General features: G+C 52.3%; 12 protein-coding genes and 1 tRNA gene. 4 read left to right on the plus strand and 9 right to left on the minus strand.

Annotation, left to right across the window (positions count from 1 at the left end; all coding sequences use genetic code 11):
• Positions 1-351: 351 nt before the first annotated feature.
• Positions 352-2,196 carry a DEAD/DEAH box helicase gene (locus AC1RTA_RS09475; RefSeq protein WP_492784590.1) on the plus strand — a complete coding sequence of 615 codons (1,845 nt, stop codon included), beginning with the start codon at positions 352-354 and terminating at the stop codon, positions 2,194-2,196.
• Between the two features lie 335 nt (positions 2,197-2,531).
• On the opposite strand, the gene AC1RTA_RS09480 is transcribed toward AC1RTA_RS09475, so the two are convergent.
• The 3 genes from AC1RTA_RS09480 to AC1RTA_RS09490 all read right to left on the minus strand — a co-directional run bounded on the left by AC1RTA_RS09480 (position 2,532) and on the right by AC1RTA_RS09490 (position 6,109).
• Positions 2,532-3,392 (minus strand): DNA adenine methylase, encoded by an 861-nt coding sequence (locus AC1RTA_RS09480; protein WP_416242801.1) that lies wholly within the window; start codon positions 3,390-3,392, stop codon positions 2,532-2,534.
• A 42-nt stretch (positions 3,393-3,434) separates the two neighbouring features.
• The gene (locus AC1RTA_RS09485; RefSeq protein ID WP_416242802.1) at positions 3,435-4,754 is read right to left on the minus strand and encodes a hypothetical protein; all 1,320 of its coding nucleotides are present in this window, start codon (positions 4,752-4,754) and stop codon (positions 3,435-3,437) included.
• Between the two features lie 290 nt (positions 4,755-5,044).
• On the minus strand, positions 5,045-6,109 hold the full coding sequence (locus AC1RTA_RS09490; RefSeq protein ID WP_492784591.1) for a hypothetical protein: 1,065 nt from the start codon (positions 6,107-6,109) through the stop codon (positions 5,045-5,047).
• A gap of 835 nt (positions 6,110-6,944) precedes the next feature.
• On the opposite strand from AC1RTA_RS09490, the gene AC1RTA_RS09495 reads away from it, so the two are divergent.
• Genes AC1RTA_RS09495 through AC1RTA_RS09505 form a run of 3 tightly spaced genes read left to right on the plus strand, consistent with a single transcriptional unit; the run spans position 6,945 to position 12,081 of the window.
• The gene (locus AC1RTA_RS09495; RefSeq protein WP_416242804.1) at positions 6,945-9,599 is read left to right on the plus strand and encodes a TnsB C-terminal domain-containing protein; all 2,655 of its coding nucleotides are present in this window, start codon (positions 6,945-6,947) and stop codon (positions 9,597-9,599) included.
• Positions 9,596-10,711 (plus strand): AAA family ATPase, encoded by a 1,116-nt coding sequence (locus tag AC1RTA_RS09500; protein WP_416242805.1) that lies wholly within the window; start codon positions 9,596-9,598, stop codon positions 10,709-10,711. The genes AC1RTA_RS09495 and AC1RTA_RS09500 overlap by 4 nt, the downstream gene beginning before the upstream one ends.
• Positions 10,708-12,081: a TniQ family protein gene (locus tag AC1RTA_RS09505; RefSeq protein ID WP_416242806.1), complete on the plus strand. Its 1,374-nt coding sequence runs from the start codon at positions 10,708-10,710 to the stop codon at positions 12,079-12,081. The genes AC1RTA_RS09500 and AC1RTA_RS09505 overlap by 4 nt, the downstream gene beginning before the upstream one ends.
• A gap of 221 nt (positions 12,082-12,302) precedes the next feature.
• On the opposite strand, the gene AC1RTA_RS09510 is transcribed toward AC1RTA_RS09505, so the two are convergent.
• The 6 genes from AC1RTA_RS09510 to AC1RTA_RS09535 form a co-directional block, all read right to left on the minus strand.
• The gene (locus AC1RTA_RS09510) at positions 12,303-13,619 is read right to left on the minus strand and encodes a hypothetical protein (protein WP_492784592.1); all 1,317 of its coding nucleotides are present in this window, start codon (positions 13,617-13,619) and stop codon (positions 12,303-12,305) included.
• A gap of 337 nt (positions 13,620-13,956) precedes the next feature.
• Positions 13,957-15,078 carry a protein kinase domain-containing protein gene (locus tag AC1RTA_RS09515; protein ID WP_416242808.1) on the minus strand — a complete coding sequence of 374 codons (1,122 nt, stop codon included), beginning with the start codon at positions 15,076-15,078 and terminating at the stop codon, positions 13,957-13,959.
• Positions 15,075-16,163, minus strand: coding sequence for a protein kinase domain-containing protein (locus AC1RTA_RS09520; RefSeq protein ID WP_492784593.1), 1,089 nt, complete (start codon positions 16,161-16,163; stop codon positions 15,075-15,077). The genes AC1RTA_RS09515 and AC1RTA_RS09520 overlap by 4 nt, the downstream gene beginning before the upstream one ends.
• Positions 16,164-16,192: 29 nt before the next feature.
• The gene (locus AC1RTA_RS09525) at positions 16,193-17,317 is read right to left on the minus strand and encodes a PP2C family protein-serine/threonine phosphatase (protein WP_416242810.1); all 1,125 of its coding nucleotides are present in this window, start codon (positions 17,315-17,317) and stop codon (positions 16,193-16,195) included.
• A gap of 403 nt (positions 17,318-17,720) precedes the next feature.
• Positions 17,721-17,811, minus strand: a tRNA-Ser gene (locus AC1RTA_RS09530).
• A 60-nt stretch (positions 17,812-17,871) separates the two neighbouring features.
• Positions 17,872-18,165: a hypothetical protein gene (locus tag AC1RTA_RS09535; protein WP_043798035.1), complete on the minus strand. Its 294-nt coding sequence runs from the start codon at positions 18,163-18,165 to the stop codon at positions 17,872-17,874.
• Between the last annotated feature and the right edge of the window lie 5 nt (positions 18,166-18,170).

Genomic DNA, 18,170 nt, shown 5'->3' on the forward strand with positions numbered 1-18,170 from the left:
CACCCCGACACCCTGACCCTGCGCGACATGCTGGAACAGCAGAACCGGGCCGAATGCACGCTCTGAGGACGGGACAAAAAGGGGAAGGTGAAAAAGAAAAAGGCCCTCGATCAACGAGGGCCTTTTTGCAGTCATCCGTGACGGATGAGCGGAATTCAAACCAGCAGGGCACTATGGTCTAAACAAAAACGCCCTGTGTTTATGGGCACTGGAATCACAATCCAGTGCCCATCACGAAACTTAAGTGAAACCGCAGCCGAGTTGAGCCACGCCAGCCATATGGCATAGAATCAGACCAAAATGCCATGTGCAAAAAATCGATCGATGTCGCAATCTAGCCGTTAGACAACAGTGGCCATCTTCCTACCCGCTCTAAACTCAAGAAACCTCAAACTGACACCTGGGGAAAGACGCTTTGGTAACTGCCTCATGCGTAAGCTGGAGGACGATTACCACGTCTGGATAAACGTTCCCATCGGCCCCAAGCAATTCCGCCCTGACTTTGTTGTTCTCCATCCGGGCCGCGGCATCCTGGTTCTGGAAGTCAAAGACTGGAAGCTCTCCACCATTCGGCAGATTGATCCTCAAACTGTTGAGCTTCTTACGGACCGTGGGTTGGTAAATACCGTAAATCCGATCGTACAGGCACGTTCCTACGCAACTGCGATAAACGCACTCCTGGAAAAAGACCCGCTACTGATCCAGCAAGAAGAAGGGCGCTATAAAGGACATCTGCTGTTTCCCTGGGGTTATGGCGTCGTTCTGACGAACATTACCCGCAAACAATTTGAAGAATGCGGGATGGCCGAAGCAATCCCGGCTGATCGAGTCATCTGCCAGGACGAAATGACCGAAGCGGTCGAGGCTGAAGAAATCCAGCAACGGCTTTGGAACATGTTTTCCTACTGCTTCGGCGGTGTCCTCACTATGGCCCGCATTGATCGGGTGAGGTGGCACCTCTTCCCCGAAATTCGTATCCATCAAGGAAATCTATTCGAGCACAAGGCCGATCCCAACCAGTCCGTGATGAAGACCCTGCCAGATGTAGTCAAGATCATGGACCTCACCCAAGAAAAGATTGCCCGCAATCTCGGTGAGGGTCACCGTATCGTTCATGGCGTTGCAGGCTCGGGGAAAACACTGCTGCTGGCCTATCGTTGTCTGCATCTCAGCAAACAACCATTGAAAAAGCCCATCCTGGTTCTTTGCTTCAACCGCACCTTGGCCAGCAAGCTACGGGAAATGCTATTTGAAAAAGGTGCAGGAGATAGCATCCATGTCCGCCATTTTCATGGCTGGTGCAAAGACATGTGCGATCTCTATCAACTCGATCTCGCTAAAGATGAACGCCCTGCCTATGAAAAACATGTCGAGGCCGTCATCAAAGGAGCCGACCAGGGCAGAGTGCCCCGCGCACAATACGCCGCACTCCTCATCGACGAAGGCCATGACTTTGAGCCTGAATGGTTCAAACTCCTGGTACAGATGATCGACCCGGAAACGAATTCCCTTCTCCTGCTCTACGACGACGCCCAGAACATCTACGGCAAGCACAAACGCCGTGCCACATCCTGGGCCAGCCTTGGCATCGAAGCACAGGGCCGGCGTACGACCATTCTCAAGGTCAACTATCGCAATACCGTTGAAGCCCTGGATTTTTCCTACCGTTTCCTGTCTGCCTATGTGGACGAAACCAAGGGCACCGAAGAGTTTCCCATGGTCCACCCCGAATTTGGCGGCCGCACAGGACCAACTCCAGAAGTCATGCGGCTCGCCAATCTCGGCATTGAAATGGACCACATCGCAACCTGGCTCAAAAGAAGAGCCACTGATGGGATTCCCTATCGCGATATGGCCATTCTCTGCCGCTTCAATAAGCAGATAGAGCAATACGGCCTGGAACTGGCGAAACGAGACATTCCCGTGGAACAGGTATCAAAACCAGGCCAACAGCAGGATGCGATTCGTTTCCTCACCATCCATTCCAGCAAAGGTTTGGAATTCCACTGCGTGGTCATCCCAGATTTGGGAGCCATGCCTTATCAACGGGCAGGGCAGGACGAAGAAGCACGGCTGCTCTACGTCGGCATGACGCGATCAACACATCATTTACTACTAACCCACCATACTGACAGCATCTTCACCAGACACTGCAGTAAGCTTCAGGCTGCGGCTAGGCCAGCCATTCCCAGCTAAACAACTCGCTTTGAATTTTCAATCAAAGACGACAAAAAGAAAAAGGCCCTCGATCAACGAGTGTCGCGGAAATCAAAACCCTGCCAAGGGTCAGTACCATATCCTAGCCATTTTATGCCGCACTACCCCCTTGGGGGAGATAAGGAGATGGTCGTATTTGACCCATAACTCTGCCCCAGCCTTCAATCGGAAGGATAATACTGCCAGGCAACAAAAGGGCTTGTAATGGAATGGCGAAAACTAAACCAATTACAATCGATGTAAGTCGGCGCTGTGAGTATTGAATCAACGTGACTTGAAGATCAAGTTCGCCAGATATGCAAATCCACAACCCATCAGGCGGCGATAGGAGCCGTTTTTGCCAACCCCTCAGGGGCTTGCAGCCGCGGAGAAAGCACCATTAGCTCATTAGCCCGTCGCTTGACCTGAGCATAGTAAACGAGACTTTTTCTATAGATTGGGAGTCCGGCGTACAGCTCTTCAATCTGCGGTACATCGTCGTAAGTTAACATCCACGGACACTGCAACTGACGAATAGCATTCGCGAGACTGGCATGGTCTTCTGGAGAGTAGAAGTTGATATACAACTCCTGACCTTTGACGAAATATGGTGGGTCAATATTCATCAGGGACCTAGGAGGAAGCTCCCTCGACCATTGCGCGATGCACTCTGCGGCATCGAGCTGAGTCAACCGAACCACATCGCGGTGACGAGCAATCCGCTGAATTTTCCGGACTAACTCATTCCGATTAAACCGGCAATTTAGCTTGTACGTTCCTTCTTGAGACTTCCCACCAATCATCCCACCAAGCAGAATGCCCGAGCGATTAGTTCTGTTCATGAAAAGCGTAGCAAAAGCACGATCCAGCGCAGGAGCATGGCCATCCAAGAGTATGCCACGCTGGTAATGCCACTCGTCTATCGTAATCGGAGTTTCGACTATCCGTTCACACAGTTGTTCTGTTTGGTTAAGTACTGCATCCCAAAGAGCATATATGCACGGATCAATATCGTTAAGCCATACCTCTCCAACATGACCAGATAATAGCAATCGCCAAGCAAGTCCGGCGCCGCCGGCAAAAGGCTCAGCGTACACCCCCTTCTTAAGATTGTTTACATGCAGCAAATCACAAACAAACGGCGAGAGCTGTGTCTTGCCACCAGGATATCTCAATGGGGATTCAGTTGTAGGCATGACGGTAAGATAACGAAAACCGTCATGTTTGGCCAGCGCTTTCTAGATCCGTCCAAGCATTAATTTGAGCGAATCTTCCCAATTATCCCATGCAGCAATAAGACTCTTTCGAGTAGGTACATGGCCCGTATGAACGGCTGCTCCAAGGGTATGCAGGCTATATGCGGCATGTTCATTAGACATTGCAACGCGCATCGACTTTAAGCTGCTAGCAGGCACTCCCTCTTTACCAAGTTCTTCGACACAAACTTGCATCAGTTTCTGGTCTGACATTTGGGGCTGATGAACCTTGCGTTGTTTGGCATATAGCACCATGACTCGCTCTACAAAGGCACGCAACAAATAGTTCACCGCAAACTCGTGGTCATCAATAGGTGTACAACGGAACTCCTGCCTCAGACGAATGAGAGACTTATCCCCATGATTGAAGACAAAGTCTGTCGGCACAAGATATTTACGGTTGTCAGGATGCTGCTTTCCACGCGGTTTTTTTGCCTGAGGAGTTTTACTAGGCTTTGGAGGTTTAGTTGGCGATGGCAACAGTGTACGTGGCGCAACCCCCCGAACACTCAGTTCTCTAGCATAGCTTTCTCTATCTAACTTATTGGAACGAGAATGGACCAGCGGTGTGCTGCCATCAGCAAGAGGGAACGCGTCTTCTAGAAACTGGCGCAGTGCTGCATCTACTTCGGATGCGTCATGTGTGTATTGCAACTCCCGATTATTGCCGAGTCCTAGGGCCGCACGTACGAGAGGATTAGATAGATATCTGGTAAGTGTCGTGATTGCCAGCTGTTGCCGCTGTCCAGCATCTATCCAGCCTGATTCCTCTGCTCGATCTAGCACAGCCAGTGCTAACTGATTAGGAGACTCCACCTCAGCATAACGAGATTTCTGAGGAGAATCCCATGAACGCGTTCCTGCGCCATCTTGGGCACCAAGATGGCGTAGTCCAATCCAAGGACGAGCCGCATGACGATCTGAAAACAAAACAACGGAGAGCGTAGCAGGCACCTCGAAACGCTTTGCCAATGCTTCAAATGCCGTACGAGCCTCAACATTCGGTGCCTTATGAGGATCGTGCAACAATTTCAGCGCACATGCTCGGCGGTTGCCCTCCACCACAATGTAGTGTCCAGGATTGCCATTCATCTCAATGACCCCCGTACGGTCAAGCGGACTCAACGAACCTTTGGTAACGATATCTTTGGCGAGGTTATAGACTTGCTCATCCTTGTAAAGCTGCGCAATGATCTCATCCTCATCCTCAAGTGGATCATGCCTGGGATTTTGCGAATCAAGGTGCAGCCTGTTTAGAGAAACGCCGTCCAAGTTCCTAAATGTTGTGTGCGAATTCGCCATACTGAACCCCAGTAATTACTCAAACATCATCTTTTCATTCTATCTCACCTGATATCCAAAAACAGCTACTCGATTGATGGAGTCTCAGATTTCTGGGTCTTATTGATATCCGAGACCTATCCCCATACAACTCAAACGTCGCCTATTGGCCGGAAGCCGAGGAAGCCCTACCTCAGATAGCTTCGGAGGAATAAGGTGGCAGCCTAGTGCGCCACTAGGTGGCAACTTTGCGATGTCACTGGGTAGCCGTTTTGATGAGAATACTCAATATCATTAGAAATCCAGATTTATCACCGCTGGAAAAAAGTGTTCGGGGGCGGCCTTCTACCAAAGAGAAATCCAACATCCGATATGCCGAGAGATATCGCTTCTTTTGCCCGCTCGACTATACGTTTACGTCGCTCGTATTCTTGCAACAGTTTTTTCGGTATGTCTTGACTATCTGGATTAGGGCCATACTCAATATCCAAGCCAAACATCACTGCCCAGTTTCCTCTGGTAGAAGAAAGACGTCGCATACAGCGGACACGTGTTTCCCACGAAAGAGACTTACCCTTGTGAGCTGGATGATAGAACGGCGATAGATTCAAGAAGCAAGAGGCCCCTACATAGTCTGTTCTCTCAGGAAAGAAGCATTGCTCATCCCATGCAAGCATCGGAAAGATGCGGTCACAGTAGAGCTTGATGAGTTCCTTCCCAACTCCGTTTCGCTGAAATTCAATCCCCAAGAAAAGCAGCATCCAGTGAATTTCTCGACCCAAGAGAAATGCATCGTGGAAGCGCTCTAGCTCTACCGCCTCACGAAATAGAATTGTTAGGCAGGCTAGAGCATCCATGCTGGCCCGATCCGAGAGCTTACCGAGTAGACGTAGTCCTATCTTCTCCCGTTTATAGATTACGTCGAATTCCCTGTGCTCGATGTGGAACACGACCATTTGTATGTCGGGATTAAGCTCTCTGAGCCAAACTTCAACATGTGGACAAACAGGTTGCTCTAGTCTCAATGCCTCCCACAGCACATGGTTTAGTTTTCTAGCAGAGCCTTTGCATTCCTTTTCAACGTTGACGACCAGAGATGGGATTGGGACACGCTCTCCATGTGAGTATTTCTGCCATCTATGGGGATAGATCAATTTCCCATCTGCATTGCGTTTGAACGAGCCCTTCTCATCAAACCTTTTCTCTAAGGCATAGCTGGATTTTTCGCCCAGTTGGTGCCGAACTGTGTGGTACCAAAACACAGCACGCAACCCGTCCGCCACATCCTTTCTGGAACGTTTTTTGAACGGCTTCAGGTTTAGCGGGGTCCTGCTAAAGTCGTCTGCAATTTTTTGAATGTCTTTTAAATCAGTCACTTGGCCATACCTCCCACACCAACATAGAGTACAAAATTTAATAGTACTGTCTGGGATGGCTGAAATATAGGTGCATTTGTAGAGTATCGAATATGACTGGTTGTGACGGGAGCTGTGATGGCAGAGCTAGAAGATGCGAATTCCCTGGCTAGAGAGTTGGAAGATGACTTGACCGCTCGCTATGGGCCTGTGGTTTCCAACGAAACGCTACGGATTGCGCTTGGGTATCCATCTATGGAGGCACTTCGACAGGCCTTAGTTAGGAAGACCGTGCCAATCCCAATCTTCACGATGCCAAATCGAAGAGGGAAATATGCGCTAGTGAAGGATCTAGCTGCGTGGCTTGCAGCCAGTAGAGACGCCGCTGTTCGGGCAGGGGAAGGAAAAAGAGAAACCTAGGACTACTAGGGCAGGTAGCCGGCACTGTTCTCCATGACTTGCATGGGTATGCCTCTTCTACTCTGCAGGAAAAACCAGAAGGAGGTGTATTGATGATCAGCCAATAACCAAGTAGATGGTGAGGCCTTAAAAGCGCAAAAGGCTTGGGGCGGCAACCCCAAGCCTTTCACAGAACCCATCAGACTTTGAGACCTGATGGGCAAATTCTCCGCGCCACCTGGGCAGTTGTCAAGGTATTGACGACCGCCAGGCCTCCTTACGTCGTTCAGGCAGCTAGCACCCCAAAAATGCTTGATGGGGAAGTGCTTTCTCCTTGGGTGGCATCACCTCTTGTACAGCTTCCCGCTGATGAAGAGTGTGACTCCTTCCTAAGTGACGTCCGGAATCTAAAGATCTATCGGATAAGCACCCCCGAGATTGATTCAGGAGATTTGTCATGTTGTCAGAGGAACAGTTGCAGGAGCGCTTTATCCTGCAAAACATCCCATTGAATGGTCGAAAGATTGTTCAAGCAATCCGGCGCGGTGATCCTTCTCGCCGTGTTGGAGGCGGTAAGTTCAACGTCGCCTGTCGCTATTCCAGCCAGAAAATGGGTTGCGTCATCCAGGCGGAGAGTCATAAAAATGAACTCCCCTATCTCTATATCTGGGACCACGATGTAGAGACGGAGGAATTCTACGACCAGCCATCCCAGATCAAATTGCGGTACAAGGGTGCGGGTGGAAGACACTGCAGCCACCTAAGTACCCCGGACTATTTTCTGATCCAAAAGGGATGGATGGGATGGGTTGAATGTAAAACAGAAGAAGAGCTCCTAAAGCGCGAGGCGTCGGGTAGTGAGCTATTTCTCCGGAGCCCCGATGGCAAATGGCGTTGCCCTGCTGGAGAAAACTTCGCCAACCAGTATGGGCTTGGATTCCAGGTACTCTCATCCAAGGAAATCGACTGGATTCTCGTCCGCAATATTGGCTTCCTGTCTGACTATCTTGATACGGCCTGCCCAGCACCTGATCCACTTCAAGTTACATTGATCAAAAATCGGCTCAGGGGTGTCCATTGGATTCTGTTGGAGGCTCTCCTGAGCCAGGCTGACATTGGGGCAGACACCGTTTATAAAATGGTGGCGGATGGAATTCTCCATGTCGATCTAACGCAAGAGCTCTTGACTGAGCCCCAATACACGACAGTTTGTACCGATGTCATGAGTTTGGCTGCTTACCAAGGCCAGAGGAGGCTACAGACAGCGATAACCATGCCGGACATTGGAGCCATCGAATTGAAAGCTGGTGAAAGCTTTCTGTGGGATGGACAGCCTTGGAAAATCCTGAATGTTGGCGTTACTGAGATTTTTGTCGTCGACGAGCAGAAGACATGCTCCACTTTGTCACGAGAAGTCTTCGACGGCTTGGTCACCCAAGGAATCATCACCGGCATAGAGCGATCCATCGCCGATTGTCACCAGCGTGCAGCAGAACAGGTCCGCCATGCGGCGCCTATCGATCTGGAGGAAGCCAATCGTCGATATCAAGTTCTTGAGCATCCCGAATCATCCGTAATCCCAGCTCGGACCCTTCGGTCATGGCGTGCCAAGCAACGCGAAGGAGAGTTGGTCTACGGGAACGGGTATGTCGGACTACTTCCACGCATTAGCGCCCGAGGCAACCGAAATCGGAAAATTCCGGCATTGGTTATTGAGCTGATGCACGAAGTTATCAATGAGCTGGTGTTGAGCTCGGAGAGGATTTCAATCTCCATCGCTTACGGCGAACTCGTCAATCGTTGCGAGGACAAGGGTGTCCAGGCGCCTTCAGAAAAGACCTTTTCTCGCGAGATCAAGCGGCTCTCGGAAGAAGTAGTCAAGCGAGCCCGTGAAGGTGACAAGGCTGCGTACTCCATTTCAGAGTTCCACTGGGTAATTGACCAATCGACCCCACGACATGGTGAGCGACCTTTTGAGATCGGCCACATCGACCATACCGAACTGGACGAGCAACTGGTTGATAGTAGGACCGGGGAAAACCTGGGTAAGGCTTGGCTTACGATTCTAATCGATGCATATACTCGGATGATTCTTGGGTTTTTCCTAACCTTTGATCCTCCCAGCTATCGTAGTTGCATGGCCGTAATCCGGCATGCCCTGAAACAACATGGCCGTATTCCCAAGACCATTGTGGTGGATCAGGGAAAGGACTTCGAATCTGCCTATTTTGAATCCCTCTTAGCCCGTCTCGAGTGTCACAAGAAGTCCCGGCCAGCCTCGAAATCCCGCTTCGGCTCTGTCATTGAGCGCTTCTTCGGAGTGGCAAATCAGCGATTGATCCATAACCTAGTTGGCAACAACCAAGCGCTGCAGAAACCACGAAGCATGTCCCCGAGTCACGATCCGCGGAAACTGGCGGTCTGGACACTCCCTGAATTTACGAACCTATTTGAGCGATTCATTGACGACGCTTACGCCAATCTTATTCATCCCACGCTCGGAATTTCTCCGCGGGAAATGATGGCTCGTGGTCTCGCCCTATATGGCAATCGTCCTCACCTATTGATTCCTTACACCCCAGATCTCATTCTTCAGTGCCTGCCGTCGACACGGAGTGGCAACGCCATGGTTCGCCAGGGACGGGGTATCAAGATTCGCGGGATTCTCTATTGGCACGCGGCCTTACGCGATTCAGAAATTACCGGCACTCAGGTTCCAGTCCGCTACGACCCCTTCGACATTTCCAGGGCATACGCCTATGTCAAAGGTGAGTGGCATCTCTGCCGCTCGGAACACGCGTCTGTATTTGAGCGTCGGACCGAAGCTGAAATACAGGTCATTACTCAGGAAATACGAGCCCATCACGCTAACTATGGCATTCGTCGCCAAATCAACGGTGCGGACATGGCTGCTTTCGTGATCAAAGAGAAGAAAAACGAGGCCCTCTTGCGGCAGCAGCGCCGCGATGCAGAGCGCCGTGAGGAGGAATCTGATGTAGCACCTCCCCTTCCCGAACTGCTGGCACCATCAGACCCCCACTCACCACTTACGTTTGAGGACCAGTGGGCCAGCGTGGAGTTCTCCTTTGAAAACTTCGGAGAACTCAAATGAACATGAACGACCTGCAGCAAGATCCGATTACTTCTGCTATCGCCGGGTTCAGCGGACATATCTTTGCTCATCCCCATGCAGCAGCGACCTTCCGGGATTTGATGGATGCCATTTCCGCAGACTCTCTGCCCCAAATCGTCATCATTACCGGCCCTACCGGAGTTGGGAAAACCACGCTGATCCAGGCACTTGTCGACAAGATGGTAGAACGCTACCTACCCCGGATTGCCGCTGAGACAGACTTTGTACCGATCGTTTCGGTAGATGCCATCCCACCGTGCGCTACCAACTTCAGCTGGAAAGACTTCTATATCCGCCTTTTGACCGGGCAGAACGAGCCATTAGTCAATCGCAAGCTCCTAATCAGTCGGCAACTCACGCTCTTTCCAGAGCATCCTGCTGCCAACCCTCTGGAACAGTCAGTCACGGATGCCCTACGCCGGTCAGCTGAGGAATACCTCAAACGTCGTCGTACCAAGCTACTTATCATTGACGAGGCCCATCACCTCTTGTTGGTCACGAATCGTCAGCGCTTAGAGAACCAATTTGAGTCTCTGAAGATTTTGGCCATGAAGACCGGAACTACCATCGTTCTGGTCGGCACCTATCGACTCCTAGATATCCTTGACCAGAGCGGCCAACTCTCTCGTCGTAGCCAGATCATAAACTTTCCGCGTTACGACACGCGAAAGAAGTCGGATCAGGGAGAGTTCAGGAAAGCGCTCGCCTTCTTCGAATTGCTACTCTCAAAGCATATTCCTACGTCCCTCAATCAGGAGGCGGCCTACTTCTACATGAAGTCGGCAGGTTGCATCGGAATCCTGAAGGACTGGCTGACTCGCTGTCTTGAGCATGCATTGCGCGAGGAGGCTCAGAGGATTGATGCTGCGTTCGCTGAGCGGTATGCCCTCAAGAACCGGGCGCTGGTCACTATCGTCGAGGAGGCTTGCTGGGGTGAACAGAAGCTCTCGGATGTCGACGACCTTAAGCTCAGGGACCTCCTGGAAAATGGAGTGCTATTAAGCTCCAAAGAACCTTTCGGCCAGGGAACGCCTCGTCGAATTGGTAAACGCAAGCCGGTTCGCGACCCAGTGGGAGGAATTCGGCCATGACTCTGAATACGTTCGACAATGAACTGGTGACCGGCTACCGTTCTGATCGCCCTATTCCTGAACGTAGCCGGCTGTTTTCCCTAGCTCCGGTAGAGTTTCCGGTAGAGCAGCGGGAAAGCCTAATTTCTCTGCTAGTCAGAACTTGTGCTGCCCATTCGCTCAATCCTCGCCGAGTAGTCGCCGAAGTACTAGGGAAAGCAAAACCTGAATTAGAGCCCCTTGCCTACCCGAAATTCTTCAATCGGATGGCAGGCACTATAAACGGCCATGGCAAGTACGCTTCCTTATTTGTATCAGTCCTTGAAGCATCAACCGGACAACGGGGTTTATCCCGGCTGACGTTACTTCCCTGGCAGGACTTCTTTCCCCACAAGGGACAAGGAATGCTGTCTCCGACCCCTCGATGGTGTTCGGCCTGTCTCTTGGAGCAGCGTCGAAGTCGAGACGATGTTTACTTTCCGCTGCTGTGGTCACTGCAAGCCTACCGGGAATGCACAGTACATAACCGCCCATTGCAGGATCACTGCCCCCATTGTGGGAAGCTACAACCCTTCTTATCTCGGTATCCGGACCAGGCCATTTGCCACCATTGTTTGCGTTCGCTAATCCACCCCGACTACGCGATTTGCAATGAAGAACCTACTGCAACTCAGTTTGAGATTTGGGTCGCAAAGGCATTAGGTGACATGGTTGTAAGGCAAAGTACCTCTGATTTTGAGCCGTCGGTAGAAAAATTCCACGAAGTCATGAAGTCCATCGTCGAAACCACGAGCGATGGGAATCGAGCAGCGTTCTGCCAGGCCATCGGCTTCAACCGATATGCACTTAAGAATTGGCTGACCAAGGGAGAACGACCGTCCCTGCCCCAATTCTTGGCTTTCGGATATGCAGTTCAGGCATTGCCCATTGATCTAGCACGGGGGAATAGCGGCTTCCAGCCCTCACTTTCGGCACCAATGGTGCCCGGAAAATTGAAGGTCAGAGAACGTGGCCAGGATACTGATGAAACTAACCGAGCTGAACTCAGAAGACGGATTCAGAAGGATATACAGACCGAGCCACCACAGCCGGTATCGGCGATCGGAAAGCGCTACGGAGTTACTGCATCGTATCTTCGATACTGGTTTCCAGACATCTGCCTGAATATCAGTACCCGTTACAAAGAATTCCTCAGACTGCGTGGAAAAAAACGCTTGAACGACCAAATCCAACGTGTCCAAGACATCGTTCAGGCATTCCATGACCAGAAAAGCTATCCGTCACGACGCAAAGTAGATTTGATTCTTCGGAAGGAGAAGGCTTCGCTTAGGGAACGCGCGGTCCGTGATGCCTATCGGGCAGTACTAGTCGTTAGAATCGACCCAGCTTAAAAAAATACCGCTTTTCGACCTAACCGGCAGGTGCCCAATGTGGAAGTGCATCCGCAAGGTGCCAGTTACTTTCCGTTCAACCGCCATGCAACGGTGAACAACAGTTTCTCCATCCTGCGAACTGTAACTCCCGCCCCCAATTAGCCTTTGCGCTAATTTCCCTCCTGAAGACGTCGGCCCCCCTTCCGTGAGCGCCTTAAGCAGACCCACAATAGGGGCGCTCAGATTCCCTGCGGCAGCGTCGCGTCGACGAAAAGTACGAGATTCTCGCCAGCAAGATCCTTCAGTTCCTGCTTGTATATGAATATCTCTTGCTCAGAGCGACAGCCTACATACACCTTCCGGCCCTCCTCAACGAGCGGGCGCAAAGCTGCTGCAAGCTCGAAATGGCGGGAGGTCATCCGTATCCTAGTGCCATCGAGGTAAACGGTCCTACACCGAGAGTCGAAGGAAAACACCTCCGGCCGGCCATACAGCATCCCAATGCTCGATTCCCTTACACGCAGCAAGCACTTTTCGCGGGCTTCTCGCAGAGCGCTGGACGCCTTCACGAGATTGAAGGTGTACTTGTTTCCCTTGAGCCGCTTGCTCTTTCCTACAGTTAGCTCCATCGCCCCGGTTTCTTCCCCCAGTTTGAGTAGGGCCTGCACAGCCATGGCCCCTCCGCGCCCATCGGTCAAGCACCTGATGTCATAGAGTTGTCCGTCGTCCTCAATCACGACTTTGGTCGCGTAGAAGCTCACGAACGACCTGTTCGCCTTTCCGTGTCGCACTGCATTCTGGACGACCTCCAGGATCGCGGCAAGAAGGTGCCGCACAAAGTCGGCGCTGCATTCCCGGTCGGACACATACTGGCGAAGCTTGTACTCGGCGCGCAGGCCGATGCCGAATTCGAGATGATCCGTAAGGGCTTCCTTGCCAATCTCGCGGACGTCGAACTCGATCGTGTCGCCCGATAGTAGATCGTACAGGTGTGCTGTCTCGATCGAGGCACGCGGATGGTCGACGACCTCATGCCTCTGCAGGGTAACCAAGAGCGGCTCGATGACCACTGACGCCCTCCGCGCCGCCTCACCCTGCTTCTCGCGCGAAAAGTCATCCCCGCCGGCATCAGACACCGCCTTGACGACGAGCCAACGGGAGCCACTCTCGAGGAACCCAAAGGCTTCCATTTCCCCTCCTAGCAGCTCGGGGTACCGCTCAACTAGCCGCTCGCGCAAGCGGTCGCTCTTGTAGAGGGTCTCCAGGCTGGCCAGGGAACCAATCCGCACCCTTAGGTGGTCCTCAAGTTCTCGGACAACTGGCTCCTCGAGGGTCACAATGCTCACCAGCCTCTGGGCTTGGGGTACTTCTGCATCTCCCTCTGCATGTCGGATATTTAAGGCGACGACCTCTGTGGCGACAATACAGACCTCGGCACCGACATTCTTAGGATTGCCCCAGCAGAAGCCTGCTAGAACAGTCAGGACTGGCTTGGGGAAGTTGTTGTTTTTAAGCAGCGCGCTTGCTATGCGAGCAACAGACAGAGCCTTAGACACCCCACTCTCACCTGTCACGTGGAGCACAAATCGCCCACCCAGAGTACCCAACGAACACCCTGTGGTCTCGATCCCAATATCAGCCGTGCGCCGATCTCGCAGGACTGCGTTTATGGCTTTTTTTCCTCGCTGTTGGAAGTGAGGAGGAGGACGTAGTTCTCATCAAGTGCTGGTGTCTGATGAGCAATTTTAATGACGTTGTCCATTTCTCGATGGCTTGTCATAGAAGTGAATCGCCCCTCATGATCGCCCTGCTGCCATAACCACTCGCTCGACTGAACTGATTTTTCCCCGTCGTCAAGCTCAGAGCACCGACACACTGGCCACTAGCGAGGTGCTATGGACTCTGCAAAAGTAGTACGGGAGAACAACGCTCCCTCGGCTTCCCAGCTGCTGTACCAAAGCTGACGCGCTGTCCGACCTGCGGTTTGACTCCAATGCTGAAGAATTCGCTGAGATGAAAGAAGACGGGGTCGCCACCATCAACAGATATGAAACCGGCATTTGCCTTCCGGCCGCTTGTATACGTGTGGGGGTAGGTCGTTATCACCCCCACCTTTCTGGGTGTTGCCGAATAGCAGAGAGCCTCACATCGTTGTACGACCTCATCTGCTGTTGGACGAAGCTTGGGATCAATCTGCAAACAACCGTGTACGAGAGCCCACAATTCCTGCTCAAGTTTCGCGGTTTCCAGATGCTGTCCAAACCATTCAGGGGGAGGCAACTCGACCTTTCCAGCCACTTCCGCCTGCGCCATTTTCATGATGGCGCCTTTGCCCACACCAAATGGCGGCTTTCCGAGTAACAAATGGCATGTAATTGCCCCGAAAGCCCAAATATCGGCTGGTTGCTCGGCACTAGCCCAGTCGTTCCAGCATTCCGGTGCCAAATATGGGACCGCCCCTAGAAGGGTACTCGATGAAGTTAAGGTGTTCTCATCTAGCTCAAATTTCTCAATCTCGGCTTCCAATTCCTTCTCGGCGAGCTTAGCAATTCCAAAATCAGTCAATTTAACGACGTCCATACGACCATCGGCAGACGTCATTATGTTGCTAGGCTTGAGATCGCGGTGACAGATACCAACCCTGTGCGCTGCCTGAAGCCCCTTCGCGATGTTATGAACCACCCAAGCGGTGAGTGACGGATCAAGAAAGATGAAGTCGCTCGCGAGTCGTCTTCCCAGGTCCACCCCTTCAATGAACTCCTCCACCAAACAACGGTTGGAACCTTCCTCGACGTAGTCAAGCGTGGCTGCTACATTCGGATGAACTACGCGGGCACCCATCTGTGCGCCCCTGCTAAAGCGCTTGTCGACAATTCCTTCACGTGGTGTTTTAAGTGCCACTACTCGCCCTAGAGCAAGATCGAAGCATCGATAGACCTCTTGCATACCGCCTTCAAGGTGGAAAGATTCAATTCTGTATCGCCCTGCGACAACGTTGTCAGCCTTAAACTTCATAGGACAACCTCCGGGTGCGATGAGAAGAATGTCACCCACTCTCTAGCCGGTCCAAGGTCGGGCGCACCAAATCCAATGACACACGCCTCGTGGAGGACGTGGCCCGGTTCGGTTGGTATGTTATTAATGCTGACCGAACCCTCTACCTCAGTGATCAAGAATCGAAGACCGTCGTAGTTCACTCTCAATCGGCCCAATGCGCCGATCTTCAACGTAACCGTTGGCTCTTTCACGGACAGCTCAAAAACTTCTTCAACGCCTTGCACAAAAAGACCGCGGTGCTTGTTTCGGCTGAGGTGCTTAGCTAGTACGGAACTGACCTCGTCCGCCGAGGGCCGGTTCTTTGGACACGGGTCAATACACGCATCGAGAATGTCGACAACTTCCTTGTGAAGACCGTCCGGCTGTTTGTCGGCAGTTGGCATCACGGTACCAACGGATGGGGCTCGCGCAGATTTTTGCGGGGGCTTTTCCATTAACTCTGGAGGAAAAATGGGATAGGCAAGTGCCCACGCACATATTCCTAAAGCGTATATATCCATCTCAGGGGTAATCGTAGCCCCTGCTACATACAGCTCTGGTGCGGCGTAAGTTAGAGTGCCCTTGTTCTGCTTTGTCTGGTACCCACCATCCGGTGACGATATGCCGAAGTCGAACAGTTTGATGACTCCAGCAGCAGATTCTTTAAAGTTATCGAGTTTAAGGTCGCGGTGAATAATTCCCACAGCATGAAGATCGCGAAGAGCGCATGCGAGCTGATAGAGTATCTTGAGATAACCCAGCGGATTGATCGCTGCCTCTTTATGAAACGCTGAAAAGTCCCGCCCACGGAGACGCTCTATAATAACGCCCGCAATTTCACCCTTTTCATTTGTAATGACGTCATATACCTCGACGACATGGCGAGACCGCGCTTTGCAAAGGCCTTTAATTTCGTTCTGAAGCTGAACGTTGTTTGCGGTGTCCTGCATAACCTTCATCAGAACGACTCGTCGGAGAAACGTATCCTCAAGTGGGATAACGGTTCCGAATCCCCCAGCCAGTACGCTCTTCGTCAGAGTCTTGTATCGCTGCGGCAGCGCCACCCCTTGGTCCCCTTCCTCTATTTCTTGGCTTACTCGCTTTTATTACGATCTTCGCTGGTCGTCACTTCGATTTTTGGCCTCCCCATTTTTGGATCGGCCGGCTCCAATCTTAGCTGTAATTCGTCTTGAGTCTTCCGGGATTCCTTCTTTACTACTTTCCTTTTTGGCTTTTCTGCCTTCCCACGCGCCTCAAGCGGCTTGGCTTCGCCTATCCAGGCGCTCGTCAAGAGCTTGATCTTGGCTAACGACGACCACAAGGTAATTTCCGGTTGTTGTCTACCGGTTGACGCCTGTATCGGTCCGCCATACAGCCTCTCTATATTGCCAATCGCAATCAGCGAAGCGTTGTCTACGCCACCTACCCAATTTGCAAGAGCAATGGCCCGCCGAATAGCATCGTTCGGAGTGGCAGAATTCGCGACTGTAGCCTCGAAGTCCCTTGCTGCACGCCACAAGCCATCTGAGCCCAGCACGGCACCGAGACGGAAGCGCTCACTGGTATATGTTTGGACGCGCAAGTCGTCGGCCGTTCTTCCGCCCTCGCCAATTGCTTGTGAAAGTCGGCCTTGCAGTCCGCGCGCCCGGATTAGAGCTGCAGGGTTGCCCGGTAAATCCTTCAGCTCATTCTCGATCGTGTCGTCGACCGTAACCTGATCAAGCTTGCTCGAATTCGTATCCCAGCTGTACGCGCGGCTATCGCCTACGTTGGCGCAGATGAGCTGCCCGCTGGTAGTGGCGAGGAGCATTACGAGAGTAGTCGCTCCCCGACCCTGAAGCTCTTTTCGGACTAGATCGTCGGCTCGCCTAACAAGAGCAACGGCAAGTTCCTTCAAGGAAGGGCGCACCCGCTGCTGGGCAAGGTCCGCAATGATGCTGGAAATGGTAAGAGCCGCTGCTTGGTCACCGGACTCAGAGCCACCGACGCCATCGCAAACCAAAGCAACTGTGTACGTTTCTGCGCAGGGGGTCGTGATTCTTGCGACTGCGATACGGTCTTCATTCCGGTCTCGCCTTAAACCGGGGTGTGTCGCCATTGCGATACCCAGTTCCTCTATGACCAATTGCGCGGCATGCGACCCGGCGATCTCATCCAGGATCGCGGTGTGGAGTGACGAAGCTCCGGCTGGGCATTTGTTCGAGGCTTGGATCATCATGCCCATATGTTACCTTGAATAGTTGGCTCCACATAAGGCCTTCGGGTAGCCGATGCTACGGGCAGGTCAATTGCGGTCGGAGACGTTACTCCAATGTGTGCCTATACCAATCAAGCGGTGTTCAAAGCAGTCGGAGAAGAGTTCACAGCAAGCAGATAGCTGTTGTTTGGCCGCGTTGTATCAAACGATTGCATTGGCCGATAAGAATACAAAAAGGCCACTCACAAGGAGTGGCCTTTTCATTTCTTTGGGCCCAAATGAAAAAAGCCAGATCATTTCTGATCTGGCTTCAATTCCCCTTTGCCAGGAAGCATATCTTTGCCACCAGGTTTCTGAAGCATAACCCTGCCTTCCGGCAAACTTATGGGCCAAGCGACAACGAGGGCCTTTTTGCAGTAATCCGTGGCGGAGAGGGGGGGATTCGAACCCCCGTCAGGGTATTACCCTGAACACGCTTTCCAGGCGTGCGACTTAAACCACTCATCCACCTCTCCGCGGAAGCCGCGCATTATAGCGAAGCTTTTGAATAACGCAAAACATTTTCGCCGGATCGCTCAATTTGCTTCCAGGGCGATGAGCTGGCGCAAATAGGCGAGGATGATCCACAGCCAGAAGAGGACGAAAAAAGTCAGCAGGGGCAGGTGCCGGTCCAGAATCACCCGGGGTGCCAGACGGCGCATCAGCAGCAGGGCGGGACGGGTAACGATGCGGAACATCTGGTAGATGGGATTGCCCTCCCGGCGGCTGCCGGCGAGGAGTGCCAGCACGCCCTGGCCGAGCAGGCACAGCCCGGCCACTTCGATCAGGGCGCGCAGGACGCTGACAAGCAGGAGAGCGGCGGATACCATGGGTC

The organism is Azospira sp. MPR-E4 (assembly GCF_058809645.1).

Bases quoted from the DNA above. Each gene is read 5' to 3' on its own strand.
- AC1RTA_RS09515 (WP_416242808.1), bottom strand. From the start codon at position 15,078: ATGAAGTTTAAGGCTGACAACGTTGTCGCAGGGCGATACAGAATTGAA.
- AC1RTA_RS09500 (WP_416242805.1), top strand. From the start codon at position 9,596: ATGAACATGAACGACCTGCAGCAAGATCCGATTACTTCTGCTATCGCC.
- AC1RTA_RS09535 (WP_043798035.1), bottom strand. From the start codon at position 18,165: ATGGTATCCGCCGCTCTCCTGCTTGTCAGCGTCCTGCGCGCCCTGATC.
- AC1RTA_RS09525 (WP_416242810.1), bottom strand. From the start codon at position 17,317: ATGATGATCCAAGCCTCGAACAAATGCCCAGCCGGAGCTTCGTCACTC.
- AC1RTA_RS09495 (WP_416242804.1), top strand. From the start codon at position 6,945: ATGTTGTCAGAGGAACAGTTGCAGGAGCGCTTTATCCTGCAAAACATC.
- AC1RTA_RS09505 (WP_416242806.1), top strand. From the start codon at position 10,708: ATGACTCTGAATACGTTCGACAATGAACTGGTGACCGGCTACCGTTCT.
- AC1RTA_RS09480 (WP_416242801.1), bottom strand. From the start codon at position 3,392: ATGCCTACAACTGAATCCCCATTGAGATATCCTGGTGGCAAGACACAG.
- AC1RTA_RS09485 (WP_416242802.1), bottom strand. From the start codon at position 4,754: ATGGCGAATTCGCACACAACATTTAGGAACTTGGACGGCGTTTCTCTA.